At 74.7% G+C, this 14,026-nt stretch carries 12 protein-coding genes; 6 read left to right on the top strand and 6 right to left on the bottom strand.

Translation table 11 applies throughout. From position 1 onward, the window contains the following. Nucleotides 1-105 precede the first annotated feature (105 nt). The 3 genes from ACN9MS_RS08755 to ACN9MS_RS08745 all read left to right on the top strand — a co-directional run bounded on the left by ACN9MS_RS08755 (nt 106) and on the right by ACN9MS_RS08745 (nt 4,234). A complete protein-coding gene (locus tag ACN9MS_RS08755) occupies nt 106-2,400 on the top strand; it encodes a HelD family protein (protein ID WP_426311562.1) in 2,295 nt (764 codons plus the stop codon). 96 nt (nt 2,401-2,496) lie between these two features. Then, nucleotides 2,497-3,696, top strand: a complete 1,200-nt coding sequence (gene serA / locus ACN9MS_RS08750; RefSeq protein WP_426311561.1) for a phosphoglycerate dehydrogenase — start codon at nt 2,497-2,499, stop codon at nt 3,694-3,696. 118 nt (nt 3,697-3,814) lie between these two features. Then, the gene (locus ACN9MS_RS08745) at nt 3,815-4,234 is read left to right on the top strand and encodes a pyridoxamine 5'-phosphate oxidase family protein (protein ID WP_426311560.1); all 420 of its coding nucleotides are present in this window, start codon (nt 3,815-3,817) and stop codon (nt 4,232-4,234) included. A 58-nt stretch (nt 4,235-4,292) separates the two neighbouring features. Here ACN9MS_RS08745 and ACN9MS_RS08740 read toward each other — a convergent pair whose 3' ends face one another. Beyond that, entirely contained in the window at nt 4,293-4,550 is a 258-nt protein-coding gene (locus ACN9MS_RS08740) for a DUF5302 domain-containing protein (protein WP_426311559.1), read from the bottom strand. A 102-nt stretch (nt 4,551-4,652) separates the two neighbouring features. Between ACN9MS_RS08740 and ACN9MS_RS08735 the strand changes: the two genes are divergently transcribed. Further along, nucleotides 4,653-5,744 (top strand): aldo/keto reductase, encoded by a 1,092-nt coding sequence (locus ACN9MS_RS08735; protein WP_426311558.1) that lies wholly within the window; start codon nt 4,653-4,655, stop codon nt 5,742-5,744. 60 nt (nt 5,745-5,804) lie between these two features. Here the strand turns inward: ACN9MS_RS08735 and nrdR are convergent, their stop codons facing one another. Next, a complete protein-coding gene (gene nrdR / locus ACN9MS_RS08730) occupies nt 5,805-6,332 on the bottom strand; it encodes a transcriptional regulator NrdR (protein ID WP_426311557.1) in 528 nt (175 codons plus the stop codon). 419 nt (nt 6,333-6,751) lie between these two features. After that, nucleotides 6,752-7,120: a LysM peptidoglycan-binding domain-containing protein gene (locus ACN9MS_RS08725; RefSeq protein ID WP_426311556.1), complete on the bottom strand. Its 369-nt coding sequence runs from the start codon at nt 7,118-7,120 to the stop codon at nt 6,752-6,754. Nucleotides 7,121-7,452: 332 nt separating this feature from the next. Here ACN9MS_RS08725 and lexA point away from each other — a divergent pair, with 332 nt between their 5' ends. Further along, a complete protein-coding gene (gene lexA, locus ACN9MS_RS08720) occupies nt 7,453-8,187 on the top strand; it encodes a transcriptional repressor LexA (RefSeq protein ID WP_426311555.1) in 735 nt (244 codons plus the stop codon). A 111-nt stretch (nt 8,188-8,298) separates the two neighbouring features. Here the strand turns inward: lexA and ACN9MS_RS08715 are convergent, their stop codons facing one another. The 3 genes from ACN9MS_RS08715 to hflX form a co-directional block, all read right to left on the bottom strand. Next, nucleotides 8,299-9,309: an L-lactate dehydrogenase gene (locus tag ACN9MS_RS08715; protein WP_426311554.1), complete on the bottom strand. Its 1,011-nt coding sequence runs from the start codon at nt 9,307-9,309 to the stop codon at nt 8,299-8,301. A gap of 49 nt (nt 9,310-9,358) precedes the next feature. After that, nucleotides 9,359-11,470 carry an ATP-dependent DNA helicase gene (locus tag ACN9MS_RS08710; protein ID WP_426311553.1) on the bottom strand — a complete coding sequence of 704 codons (2,112 nt, stop codon included), beginning with the start codon at nt 11,468-11,470 and terminating at the stop codon, nt 9,359-9,361. A 134-nt stretch (nt 11,471-11,604) separates the two neighbouring features. Beyond that, nucleotides 11,605-13,152, bottom strand: a complete 1,548-nt coding sequence (hflX, locus tag ACN9MS_RS08705) for a GTPase HflX (protein WP_426311552.1) — start codon at nt 13,150-13,152, stop codon at nt 11,605-11,607. A gap of 157 nt (nt 13,153-13,309) precedes the next feature. Between hflX and ACN9MS_RS08700 the strand changes: the two genes are divergently transcribed. Continuing rightward, the gene (locus ACN9MS_RS08700; protein WP_426311551.1) at nt 13,310-13,999 is read left to right on the top strand and encodes a class I SAM-dependent methyltransferase; all 690 of its coding nucleotides are present in this window, start codon (nt 13,310-13,312) and stop codon (nt 13,997-13,999) included. The last annotated feature ends 27 nt before the right edge of the window (nt 14,000-14,026 follow it).

Below are 14,026 nucleotides of genomic sequence, written 5' to 3'. Positions count from 1 at the left end.
GACGCGCCGACGACCGGTCCGGGGCCGGGCGCCCGTGGGCCATAATGGACGGCCGTGTCACGGGCGGGTGCTCGGGCGCGACGCCCGGCCGAGGGAAGGGACAGCGTGGGACGCAACGACGAGCTCCGGCTCGAGCAGGAGGTCGTGGACACCCTCTACGCGCGCCTCGACGAGCTGCGTGCCGCCGCCCGCGCGCGGCTCGACGGCGTCCGTCGGTCCGGACCGTCCGGCTCGCCGCAGAACCGGAGCGAGCGCGACGCGTTCGCGACGCTGTACGAGGACCGCGTCGCACAGCTCGACGCGGTCGAGGACCGGCTCGCGTTCGGCCGGCTCGACCTCGACGACGGCACGCGCCGCTACGTCGGGCGCATCGGCCTGACCGACGCCGAGCACACGAGCCTCCTCACCGACTGGCGAGCGCCCGCGGCGCAGTCGTTCTACCGCGCGACGGCGGCCCACCCCGACGGCGTCGTCCGACGGCGCCACCTGGTGACGCGCGGGCGGGACGTGACAGGCCTCGAGGACGAGCTCCTGGACCTGGACGCGCCCGAGGCCGTGACCGGGACGACGCTCTCGGGCGAGGGCGCGCTCCTCGCCGCGATGGCGGCGGGCCGCACCGGGCGCATGGGCGACATCGTCGCGACGATCCAGTCCGAGCAGGACACGATCATCCGGTCCGGGCTGGCCGGCGCGCTCGTCGTCCAGGGCGGCCCGGGCACGGGCAAGACGGCCGTCGCCCTGCACCGCGCCGCGTACCTTCTCTACGCGCACCGGAGGGTGCTGGAGCGCTCGGGCGTCCTCCTCGTCGGTCCGAGCCACTCGTTCCTGCGCTACATCGACCAGGTGCTGCCGTCGCTCGGCGAGACCGGGGTCGTCAGCACGACGATCGCCGACCTCCTCCCCGGCGTCGTCGCCGACGGCGCGGAGGACCCCCGCGTCGCCCGCGTCAAGGGCCGGGCCGTCATGGCCCGGGCGGTGCGACGCGCGGTGCGCGCGCGCGAGCGCGTGCCCGCGGCGGACGTCCCGGTGCGCCTCGACGGCCACGACCTGCTGATCCGGCGCCGCGACGTCCGCGACGCGATCGCCAAGGCCCGGCGGACCCACAAGCCTCACAACCTCGCGCGCGTGACGTTCGTCCGCGAGATGCTCTCGCGGCTCGTCGACCAGTACGGCCGCCAGCTCGGCGAGCCGCTCGTCGGCGAGGACCGCGCGCTCGCCCTCGAGGACCTGCGCTCCCACCGCGACGTGCGCGTCGCGCTCAACCTCGCGTGGCTGCCCCTCACGCCGGAGCGCCTCGTCGAGGACCTCTGGACCAAGCCGCACCGGCTCGCCGAGGCGGCGCCCGAGCTCACGCCGGCCGACCGGCACCTGCTGGAACGGCCGAAGGGATCGCCGTGGACTCCTGCGGACGTCCCGCTCCTCGACGAGGCCGCCGAGCTGCTCGGCGAGGACGACCAGGCCGAGCGGGCCGAGGCCGCCGCACGCGCGGCGCAGCGCGCGCAGGACCTGGAGTACGCGCGGCAGGTGCTCGAGTCGTCGGGCGCCGGCGGCGGGATCGTCGGCGCGGACGTGCTGGCCGAGCGCTTCTCCGCGAGCGGCCCGCGCCTCACGACCGCCGAGCGCGCCGCGCAGGACCGCACGTGGACGTACGGTCACGTCGTGGTCGACGAGGCGCAGGAGCTCTCGGCGATGGCGTGGCGCATGCTCGTGCGCCGGTGCCCGACGCGCTCGTTCACCGTCGTCGGCGACGTCGCGCAGACGTCGTCGCTCGCGGGCGCGCGCTCGTGGAAGGGCATGCTCGACCCGGTGTTCCGCGACGCGTGGCGCCTCGCCGAGCTGACCGTCAACTACCGCACCCCGGCCTCCGTGGCCGACGCCGCACGCCGCGCAGCCCTCGCCGCCGGCCTGCCGGTCTCGCCGCTGACGTCCGCGCGCGACGTGGAGGACGCGCTGCGCGTCGTCGAGGCGGCGCCCGACGACCTCGCCGCCCTGGTCCGGGCCGAGGCCGAGGCCGCCCGCGCGGAGTTCGTCGCCGCGGAGTCGGGGCGCGTCGCCGTCGTCGCCGCCGCGCCGGCCGTCGCGGAGCTGGGCGTCGCTCTCGGCCTCGAGGACGCCGGTCCGGACGCCCCGGTCGCGGTGCTCGACCCGGTCCAGGTGAAGGGGCTGGAGTTCGACGCCGTCGTGCTCGTGGAGCCCTCCGACATCGCGACCGGCCCGTCAGGCGCGTCGGACCTCTACGTCGCCATGACCCGCCCGACCCAGCGCCTGGTCGTGGTGCACGCTCGCGCGCTCCCCGCGGGCGTCGCCGGCACCGGACCGGGTGCCGAGACGCGAACGAGCGCCCAGACGACCACCCCGGTGAGCACGGACGCGGACGGCGGTGCGCGCGTCGCCCCGTGACGCGGCGGGTCCGGGCCGCGCGGGTCGGACGTTCACCTCGTCCCGAAGGTCAAGACCCGTTTGGTCCGGACCGCGGACCGGGCGCACCATGGGAGCGTGCTACGCGCCCTCCTCCTTGAAAACCTGCACCCTCTCGCTGCCTCGAACCTCGAGGCGGCGGGGATCGACGTCACCGTCCGCACCGGCGCCCTCGACGAGTCCGAGCTGATCGAGGCCCTCGACGGGGTCCACCTGCTCGGCATCCGGTCCAAGACGAACGTCACCGCGAACGTGCTCGAGAACGCCCCCGACCTGGTGGCGCTCGGCGCGTTCTGCATCGGCACGAACCAGATCGACCTGCGCTCCGCCGCGACGCAGGGCGTCGCCGTGTTCAACGCCCCGTTCCAGAACACGCGCTCCGTGGTCGAGCTCGCGCTCGCCGAGATCATCGCGCTCACGCGCCGCCTCACCGAGCGCGACCGCGCGCTGCACGAGGGCCGCTGGGACAAGTCGGCGGAGGGCGCGCACGAGGTCCGGGGCCGCACGCTCGGCATCGTGGGCTACGGCAACATCGGCACCCAGCTCTCGGTCGTGGCGGAGAACCTCGGCATGTCCGTGGTCTTCTACGACACGGCGGAGAAGCTCGCGCTCGGCAACGCGCGCCGCATGGACACGCTCGACGAGCTGCTCGAGCAGGCGGACGTCGTCACGCTGCACGTCGACGGCCGCCAGGGCAACGCCGGGCTGTTCGGCGCCAAGCAGTTCGCCCGCATGCGCCAGGGCTCGATCTTCCTCAACCTGTCGCGCGGGTTCGTCGTGGACTACGGCGCGCTGCGCGAGGCGATCGTCGAGGGCCGTGTGGCCGGCGCGGCGGTCGACGTGTTTCCGCACGAGCCCAAGCGCAAGGGCGACGCGTTCGACTCCGAGCTGCGCGGCCTGCCGAACGTCATCCTCACCCCGCACATCGGCGGCTCGACGGAGGAGGCGCAGGAGGCGATCGGCCAGTTCGTGTCGGCCAAGCTGCGCGACTACCTCACGACGGGGTCGACGACGCTCAGCGTCAACGTGCCGAACCTCGCGCTCGAGCAGACCACCGGGATCACGCGCATCACGCACCTGCACCGGAACACGCCGGGCGTCCTCGCGGCCGTCAACGCGACGCTCGCGGAGCACGGTACGAACATCGAGGGCCAGCTGCTCGCCACCCGTGGCGAGATCGGCTACGTCGTCACCGACGTCGGCTCGCGCGTCGAGCCCGCCGTGATCGACGCGCTGGCGGCGATGGAGCAGACGATCGCCCTGCGCGTCCTGGACTGACGCCCACCGCGAGCGATCTCGCCGCGTGCGCCGGTCGCCCGGCGCACGCGGCGAAGGTCCTCGGGCGGCGTGACCTTCGCCGCTGAGCGCCCCGTCCGCGTCGGTGCCACGATGAGGCATGACCGGATACACGCACGACGGGCCGCAGATCCTCGACGCCGACGCGTCGTGGGAGCTCGTGGAGGGGACCCACGTCGCACGCCTCGCCGTGAGCGTGCGGGGCGAGCCGGACATCTACCCCGTCACCGTGCGGGCGCACGAGCGCACGCTCGCGTTCCGCACCGTGCCGGGGACCAAGCTCGCGACCCTCGCGACCAACGAGCGCGTCGCGCTCGAGTGGGACCACGTCGACGACGACGGGGCATGGAGCGTCGTCGCCCGCGGGACCGCCCACCGGGTCCGGAGCGAGCACGAGGTGGACGCCGTCCAGGACGGTGCGGACCCGCTGGTCCCCACGGTCGACGTGCCGACCGAGGAGTGGGTCGTGGTCGAGGCCCGCGAGCTCACGGGACGTCGCTTCGCCCGCTCGGAGGACTGACCCCGGACACGCGTCGTCCGGCCGCCCCGCGCGGGACGACCGGACGACGGGACGCAGGTCAGCCGGACTTGCGGCGGAACGTGCGCTGGACCGGGCCGACGGTCTCGGAGCCGTGGACCGACCCGGTGTTGGTCTCCCCGTCGGCCGTCCGGTGGCGCGCCGCGTTCTTCCGGTCGAGCGCCTCCCGGAACTTCGCCTTGGCCTCGTCGGTCGGTGCGGTCTCTGCAGCGGATCGCTGCTGGTCGGACGCCATGGCGGTCTCCTCGTCGGTGGGGAACTCGGTCGTGCACTGCGGTCGGCCCGACGGTGCGGGCACCTCGTCAGCCTCCCGCACCCTGTCGCCGGACGCCACCTGATTTGTCCCCCGGCCCGCTGGCTCCCCGGCGGCCGTCGGACGGCGTCGGGTAGCGTCGGCACCGTGCCGCCCGACGCCTCCCCCGCTCCCGCCGCCCGACCGGCCGCGCCGCCGTCGCCCACGGACCGCGCCTCGCTGCCGCACCGCCGTCTCGGTCGTTCCGGGCTCGCGCTACCGACCGTCTCGCTGGGGCTGTGGCAGAACTTCGGCGACGCCGACCCTCGGGCGACCCAGCGCGAGATCGTGCTGCACGCGGTCGACCGCGGGGTGACCCACCTCGACCTCGCGAACAACTACGGCCCACCGGGCGGAGCGGCGGAGGAGTCGCTGGGGCGCCTGCTCGCGCGCGAGCTGCGGCGGGTCCGCGACGAGCTCGTCGTGACGACCAAGGCCGGCTACCGCATGGGGCCCGGTCCTTACGGCGAGGGCGGCTCCCGCAAGTACCTGCTCTCCTCCCTCGACGCGTCGCTGCGCAGGCTCGGGCTCGACCACGTCGACATCTTCTACTCCCATCGCTTCGACCCGACGACGCCGCTCGAGGAGACCGTCGGCGCGCTCGCCACCGCGGTCCGCTCGGGACGCGCGCGGTACGCAGGCATCTCCTCCTACTCGGCGCGCCGCACCCGGGAGGCCCTGCGTGTCGCGGAGCGGCTCGGGGTCGACCTCGTCGTGACCCAGGTGTCGTACTCGATGCTCAACCGGTGGGTCGAGGAGCCCGACCCGCACGATCCCGCGGGCGCGTCCGTGCTCGACGTCGCCGGGGCCGAGGGCCTGGGCGTCGTGGCCTTCTCGCCGCTCGCCCAGGGGATGCTCACCGACCGGTACCTGCGCGGGGTCCCGGACGACTCCCGAGCGGCCCGCGGCGGACCGCTGCGCCCGGCGTTCCTCTCGGACGCGAACCTCGACCACGTGCGCCGGCTCGACGGCCTCGCCCGTGCCCACGGACGCAGCCTCGCCACGACGGCGATCCTCTGGGCGATGCGGGACGAGCGCGTCACCTCGGTCCTGCTCGGCGCGAGCTCGACGCGCCAGCTCGACGAGAACCTCGCCGCGCTCGACGCGCCAGGTCTCTCCGCCGAGGAGCTCGCGGCCGTCGACGCGCTGCCCGCGGACACGGGCATCAACATCTGGGCGTCGCGGTCCAGCGACCTGTAGCACCGCAGGCGCGGTCCGATGGCGACGCGGGGACGAAAGACGGAGCGCGGTGTCGCCGCCTCAGGCCTGCGGCGCGGGCTCCTCGCTCGCGTCCGCGGCGGCGTCGTCCGTGCCCTCGGCCTGCGCCGCCGACTCGCGCTCCTCGCGCTCGACCCGGAGCGAGGTGATCGCGCTCTCGAAGTCCTCGAGCGAGTCGAACGCCTGGTAGACGCTCGCGAAGCGCAGGTAGGCGACCTCGTCGAGCTCACGCAGCGGCCCGAGGATCGCGAGCCCGATCTCGTACGCGTCGAGCTCGGCGCTGCCGCTCGCCCGGATCGTCTCCTCCACGCGCTGCGCGAGCACCGCGAGGTCGTCCTCGTTGACGGGGCGCCCCTGGCAGGCCTTGCGCACGCCGTTGACGATCTTCTCGCGCGAGAAGGGCTCCGTGACGCCCGAGCGCTTGACCACGGACAGGCTCGCGGTCTCGATCGTCGTGAAGCGGCGGTTGCACTCGGGGCACTGACGACGCCGACGGATCGACGCGCCGTCGTCCGAGGTGCGCGAGTCGACGACGCGGGAGTCCGCGTGGCGGCAGAACGGGCAGTGCATGGCAGGCTCCTCCGCGGGTTCGCGCCGACGGGTCGGCGCGACGAACGTATGCCGTCGCGGCAGGGCGGTGCAACACGCCTCCGACCTCGGGGCCCGCGGAGGGTGGGACGACCGCGCGCAGGAGGCCGCCCGTGGACAGCAGAACGGGGGCGGTCGTGGTCGACCGCCCCCGTCGGGACGCCCCCGTCCCCATCACGCGCGTGACTCGCCTCACGCGCGGCGACGTGCACAGGAGTCGCGGTGGACCGCGTGCTCCTCGCCTCGTCCGCCCAGCCCCCCAGCCGGCGTTGTGAGGTGAGACTAACTTAGGTGGGCCTAATCAGGGATGCAACCCCTGCACCCCGACACACGAGGGTTTCCTGCCGTGTCCTGCGCCACACCGGAGTCGGGCCCGCCGACGACGACGGACGGCGCGGCTCCTACGCCGATGCCGGGAGAAGGATCTTCTGCCCGGCCTGGAGGCCGGACGACGAGAGCCCGTTGAGCTCGGCGAGCCCGCTCACGACGTCCCGGAGATCCTCGCCCGGAGCCGCTACGCCCTGCGCGAGCTCCCACAGCGTCTCCCCCGCGGCCACGACGTGGACCCGGACCTCCACAGGCTCACCTGGTCCACTCGCGACGGCGACGCCCACGCGCGCGGCGAGCAGCAGCACCACGGCCGCGAGGAGCACGAGGACCACGCGACCCCGCCGCGTGAGCCGCAGTGGTCGCTCTCCCGCGCGCCCCGGCGCCGCAACTCCGCCCGAGGGGCCGAGCGGCCCGATCGTCGAGATCGCCATCGCATCCATGCCTGCTCCGTCCCGGCTCGCGGGCCCGATCGCCTTCCCCGGTCGATCGGACGCCGCGAGCCCTTCGTCTGCGCGCCGACCAGGTTGATCGAACACGTGTACGTAGAACATCTGTACGAAGGTCTATCACGAACGACCGACAGAGTCGAGACATGCTCGAACAGGTGTTTGATTCGTGTCGCAACCTCCCCTAGCCTGGGGTCAGGTCGGTTCGCCGGACATGTCCGCTCGGACCTGGAGGAACGACCGAGGTCCCGGGGCGCACGTCCCGGGGAGGGGAGGCCGCAGGCCGGGAGGCGTCGGCGGCCGCGACGGACGAAGGCGGAGCGACCATGGCGGCACGAGGCACGGACAGGGCACGGGGGCTCGCCGAGGTGCGCGAGCTCCCGGACGGGTCGGCAGGGGGTGACGGGCTCACGCCGCGGCAGCGCCTCGTGCTCGAGACCATCCGCGCATGCGTCGAGCAGCGTGGCTACCCGCCGAGCATGCGAGAGATCGGCGAGGCCGTGGGCCTGACGAGCCCGTCGTCCGTGAAGCACCAGCTCACGACGCTCGAGCGCAAGGGCTTCCTGCGCCGCGACCCGAACCGTCCCCGCGCGATCGAGGTCGTCCAGCCGGACGACGCGCGCCGCGCGACCCCGCTCGGGGCGGCGGGCGCCGCGCCCCAGCCCACGTACGACGAGGCGCACCCCGCGCCGTCGTACGTCCCGGTCGTCGGACGCATCGCCGCTGGCGGGCCGATCCTCGCGGAGCAGGTCGTCGAGGACGTCTTCCCGCTGCCCCGCCAGCTCGTCGGCGAGGGCGAGCTCTTCCTCCTGCGGGTCCAGGGCGACTCGATGATCGACGCCGCGATCTGCGACGGAGACTGGGTCGTCGTGCGCCGCCAGCCGGTCGCGGAGAACGGCGAGATCGTCGCGGCGATGATCGACGGCGAGGCCACGGTGAAGTCCCTGCGTCGCGCGGACGGCCACGTGTGGCTCATGCCGCACAACGCCGCGTACGACCCGATCCCGGGCGACGACGCCCAGGTCCTCGGGCGCGTCGTCTCCGTCCTGCGCAGCCTCTGAGCGACAGGGTCCTCCCCTCAGCACGCCGAGAGCCGGGTGGTCGTCGACCACCCGGCTCTCGCGGTGCGCGGGCCCGGTCGGTCAGAGACCGACGCGACGAGCCCCGGTCGGTCAGAGACCGAAGCGGCGGGCGACGGCGCGCAGCGACTCGGCGGACGAGCGCAGGCCGGCGAGCTCCGCGTCGGCCAGCGGGACCTCGACCCGCTCGGCGGCGCCCCGGCGGTCGACCAGCGTCGGAAGCGAGAGGCACACGTCGTCGAGCCCGTACGCGCCGTCGAGGAGCGTCGAGACCGGCAGGATGCGGTGCTCGTCGTCGAGCACGGCCTCGATGATGCGCGTGCCCGCGAGCCCGACTGCGTAGTTGGTCGCGCCCTTGCCCTCGATGATCCGGTAGGCCGACTGCACCACCTCGCGCGCGATGTCGTCACGGACCTCCCCCGTCAAGGGCCCCCGCCCGCCGAGGCCGGGCCACTCGAGGAGCGGCACGCCGCCGATGGTCGCCGAGCTCCACAGCGGGATCTCGCTGTCGCCGTGCTCGCCCGCGATGTACGCGTGGACGTTCTGCACCGCGACGCCGCAGTGCTGGGCCACGAGGAAGCGCAGGCGCGACGAGTCGAGCACCGTCCCGCTGCCGAAGAGCTGCGTCGGCGGCAGCCCCGAGAACTTGAGCGCCGCGTACGTGACGATGTCGACGGGGTTGGTCACCATGACGTAGACCGCGTCCGGGGCGACCTCCACCAGCCCGGGCAGGATCGTCCGCATGAGGCCGATCGTGCCCTCGGCGAGGTCGAGCCGCGTCTGGCCCGGCTTCTGCTTCGCCCCGGCCGTCACGACGACCACGTCCGCCCCGGCGCACACCGCGACGTCGTCCGAGCCCTCGACCCGGGCCATCGGCATGAACTGGATGCCGTGCTGGAGGTCGAGCACCTCCGCCTCGACCTTCGCCCGGTTCACGTCCAGGAGCGCCACCGTGCGCGCGGCCCCGCGCATGAGGGCCGCGTACGCCAGCGTCGACCCGACGGCACCCGCGCCGACGATCGCCAGCTTGGTGGTCCGTGCGGCCCCTCCTGGACCGCCCGCGGTCGCGTCGCCGGTGCCGTGCGGGGACGTGCTCGTCGTCATCTCGCCTCCGTGAGAGTTCGGTGGGATCCCTGATGCTCCGGGAAAGGACTCAGCCTAGGGCGGCGAGGCGCCGCAGCGCAGCGGTAGCGACGTCGCGGTCGGTCGTCTGCCAGAACCCCGGCATCGAGCGCGCGAGGAACGAGCCGTAGCGCGCGGTCACGAGGCGCGGGTCGAGGACCGCGACCACGCCCCGGTCCGCAGTGGACCGCACGAGCCGACCGGCGCCCTGCGCCAGCAGGAGCGCGGCGTGCGTCGCGGAGACCTGCATGAACCCGTTGCCGCCCGCGGCCTCGACCGCACGGGCCCTAGCCGACTTGACCGGGTCGTCCGGGCGCGGGAACGGGATGCGGTCGATGAGCACGAGCTGGCACGACGGCCCTGGGACGTCGACTCCCTGCCACAGCGACAGGGTGCCGAACAGGCACGTCGCCGGGTCGTCGGCGAACTCGCGCACGAGCGTCGGGAGCTGGTCGTCGCCCTGGCACAGGATCGGCACGTCGAGCCGCTCGCGCATCGCCTCCGCCGCAGCGACCGCGGCGCGGCGTGACGAGAACAGGCCGAGCGTGCGCCCGCCCGCGGCCTCCACGAGCGCGGCGATCTCGTCGAGCTGGTGCTCCGTGGACGCCTCGCGGCCCGGCGTGGGCAGGCGCTTGGCGACGTAGAGGATGCCCTGCCGCGCGTAGTCGAACGGGCTGCCGACGTCGAGCCCGCCCCACCGCGGCGCGTCGGCGTCACCGCCCTCGCCATCGCTCCCGAGGCCGAAGGTGCGCGCCACGGCGTCGAAGCTTCCTCCGAGCGCGAGCGTCGCGGACGTGAACACCCCGGTCCGCTCGGCGAGCAGGTGCGTGCGGATGAGGCCGGCGACGCCCAGCGGGGCGGCGTGCAGGCGGCTCGCGCCCTCGCCGAACCGGTCGGCCGACCAGCCGCCCTCGCCGGGCCGCGAGCACCAGAGCACGTCGTGCCCGGTCGGGTCGGCGGCCATGCGCTCGGCGACCTCGAAGAGCTGGAGCATGGTCGACTGGGCCATCTTCAGCCCGGAGTCCGGCTGGGCGGGCTTGGTCACCCCGGTCTCCGGCTTGAGGGTCGAGAGGACCTCGCGCGCGGCGTCGCGCACCGCCGCGACGGCCGACCGCGCGCCGTCGGGCAGCCCGTCCGGGAACCGCTCGGCGGGCAGCGCACCGACGACCGTCCCGAACGCCGCCGACGCCGCGTCGAGCGCGTCCGTCGTGACGCCGCCGTGCCGGCGCGCGAGGCGCGCCGCGCTCTCGATCGCCGGCACCGACAGGTCGACCGTCGCGGCCGCCGTCACGCGGTCCGCGAGCTCGTGCGCCTCGTCGACGACGAGCACGTCGTGCTCGGGCAGCACGCCGGGCGACCCCATCGCGGCGATGCCGAGCATCGCGTGGTTGGTCACGACGACGTCGGCCTCGCGGGCCGTCGCGCGCGCCTTCTCGGGGAAGCACTCGGCGAGCATCGGGCACCGCTGCCCGAGGCACTCGAGCGCGGTGACGGAGACCTGGCGCCACGCCTTGTCGCTCACGCCGGGCACCAAGTCGTCCCGGTCACCGGTCGACGTCTCGTCGGCCCACTCCCGCAGACGCACGACCTGCTCGCCCAGCGCGGCTGCGCTGGTCCCGCCCCGCGCGGCGGGGTGGTCGGCGGCGCCCGCGGACTCGCCCGGCAGGTCGAAGAGCGTCGGCTCGTCGGCCGGGTACCCGCCCGCGACCTTGTGGACGCACAGGTAGTTGTGCCACCCCTTGAGGAGCGCGATGGTCGCGGGGCGCGGGAGACGGTCGGCCACCGCGTCGGCGACGAGCGGCAGGTCGCGCGTGATGACCTGGCGCTGGAGCGCGAGGGTCGCGGTCGAGACGATCACCCGCTCGTCGGTCGCGACGGCGTGCCGTACGGCCGGCACGAGGTACCCGAGCGACTTTCCGGTGCCCGTGCCCGCCTGGACGACGAGGTGCTCCGACGCCTCGATCGCCTCGGTGACCGCGCGCGCCATCGCGTGCTGGCCGTCGCGTCGCGCGCCGCCGAGGCGCGTGACGGCGACGTCGAGCAGCGCGTCGACGTCGGGCACGTCACCACTCGAGGTGCCGGCCGTCGTGCCCGGCCCCTCGGCGTCGACGCGGTCGGGGGCGGGTCGTGTGGAGGGGGGCACCCGCCGAGTCTACGGTCGGGCGCCCACGGGGCGGCGGCCCTGTGGACGGCGGCCCGGGCACGGCGCGACCCCGCACGGCGCGCGCCGTGCGGGGTCGTGGAGGACGCCGGGCCGGGTCTCCCGGCGCGACGCGCTCAGCCCTGGGTCGAGGCCCCGACGAGCTCGGTCGCGAGCGCCTGGGCGACGCGCCCGCGCAGGAGCGTGCCCTCGGGCGTGTGCTCCTCGTGGTCGATCTCGCCCTCGGTGTGCACGCGGTGCACGAGGTCGCCACGGTGGTAGGGCACGACGACGTCGATCTCGACGTCGGGACGGGGCAGCTCGTGCGCGATGAGCTCGCGCAGGTGCTCGATCCCCTCGCCCGTGTGCGCCGAGACCACCACCGTGCGCCGCTCGCGCAGCCGGATCCGCGCGATCGTCTCCGGGTCCGCGAGGTCCGCCTTGTTGAGGACGATCACCTCGGGCACGTCCTCCACGCCCGGGATGTCGGCCAGGACGTGCCGGACCGCCGCGATCTGGCCCTCAGGGTCGGGGTGCGACGCGTCCACCACGTGGAGCAGCAGGTCGGCGTCGCCGACCTCCTCGAGCGTCGAGCGGAACGCCTCGACGAGCTGGTGCGGCAACGCCCGCACGAACCCGACGGTGTCGGCGAGCGTGTAGACGCGACCGTCCTCGGTACGCGTGCGGCGCACCGTCGGGTCGAGGGTCGCGAACAGCGCGTTCTCGACGAGCACGCCCGCTCCCGTGATGGCGTTGAGCAGGCTCGACTTGCCCGCGTTCGTGTACCCGGCGATCGCGACGGACGGGATCGCGTGCCGCTTGCGCGACGCGCGCTTGGTCTCCCGGCCCGGGGCCATCGCCTGGATCTCGCGGCGCAGCTTCGCCATGCGGTTGCGGATGCGGCGGCGGTCCAGCTCGATCTTCGTCTCACCGGGACCTCGCGACCCCATGCCCGCGCCGGCGCCGCCGACCTGACCGCCGGCCTGCCGGGACATCGACTCGCCCCACCCGCGCAGGCGCGGGAGGAGGTACTCGAGCTGGGCGAGCTCGACCTGGGCCTTGCCCTCCCTGGACTTCGCGTGCTGGGCGAAGATGTCGAGGATCAGCGCGGTCCGGTCGATCACCTTGACCTTGACGATGTCCTCGAGCGCACGCCGCTGGGAGGGCGCGAGCTCGCCGTCGATCACGACGGTGTCCGCGCCGCTGGCGGCGACGACGTCGGCGAGCTCCGCCGCCTTGCCGGAGCCGAGGTACGTGCCCGGGTCGGGCTTCGCGCGGCGCTGGATCACGCCGTCGAGCACCTGGGAGCCTGCCGTCTCGGCGAGGGCCGCGAGCTCGCGCAGCGAGATCTCGGCCTCCTGCGCGGACGAGGGCGCGCCGTCCTCGCGCGGGTCGGAGCCGGGGCTCCACAGCCCGACGAGCACGACCTTCTCGAGGCGCAGCTGCCGGTACTCGACCTCGGTGACGTCCTCGAGCTCGGTCGACAGACCGACGACGCGGCGCAGCGCGCTGCGCTCCTCGAGCTCGAGCTGCTCGCCGTCGTGCCGTGCGTGGACCGTGCCGCCCTCGGCGCGCGCCGTCCCGGCCCGAGCGAGCACCCGCGCCACGACGTCGCTCGCGATGTCCCGCGTCGCGCCGGTCGGCTCGTCCTGAGCCGGGGTGGGAGTCGCTGGGCTCTGGGTCATGTGCCGCCTTTCGTCAGGGAGCGGCGCTCCTGCGCCGTGGTAGGAGAACAAGCGTGGCACGGGAAATCGTCCCGGGGCCAGCGGATAAGCGGGTGAGGCCCGGCTGGACGGGCCCGGTCGCCGTCGTCCGGGAGCCTGCCGCGTAGGATCGGCCGACGTGACCGAGGACCAGGACCCCGCCGCCGACCCCGCGCAGGACGGCTCGCACGACCACTACTTCACCGCGAAGCCGGCGTCCGCCGCCGAGCGCCGCACGATCTCCGTGCGCCTGGCCGGCCGGGACGTGGAGGTCGAGGTCGCGTCCGGCGTCTTCTCCCCCGGTCGCCTCGACCTTGGCACGCAGGTCCTGCTCCGCACCACCCCGTCGCTCGACGAGGTCGTGACGGCGCGGGCCGGCGGCGGCCCGGCGCACGTCCTCGACCTCGGCTGCGGCTGGGGCCCCGTCGCGCTGACCATGGCGCTCGAGGCTCCCGACGCGACCGTGTGGGCCGTCGACGTCAACGAGCGCGCGCTCGACCTCGTGCGTCGCAACGCGGAGCGGCTGGGCCTGACGAACGTCCGTGCCGTCGTCCCCGACGACGTTCCCGACGACGTCGCGTTCGCCGCGCTGTGGTCCAACCCGCCGATCCGGGTCGGCAAGGACGTCCTCCACGCGATGCTGCTGCACTGGCTCCCGCGCCTCGCGCGGGGCGCGAGCGCGCACCTCGTCGTGCAGCGCAACCTCGGGTCGGACTCGCTCCAGCGCTGGCTGGGCGAGGCGCTGCCGCCGCTCCTGCCGGGCGCGGTCGTCGAGCGCGCCGCGAGCGCGAAGGGCTTCCGGGTCCTGGAGGTCGTGGCGCCGGGCTGAGCCGGACCGCCGCACCGCCCGTGGCGG

The organism is Cellulosimicrobium sp. E-16 (genome assembly GCF_049913115.1).
GTDB lineage: Bacteria > Actinomycetota > Actinomycetes > Actinomycetales > Cellulomonadaceae > Cellulosimicrobium.
The sequence above is the reverse complement of the archived record's forward strand: the minus strand, read 5'-3'. Positions and strand labels throughout refer to the sequence as shown.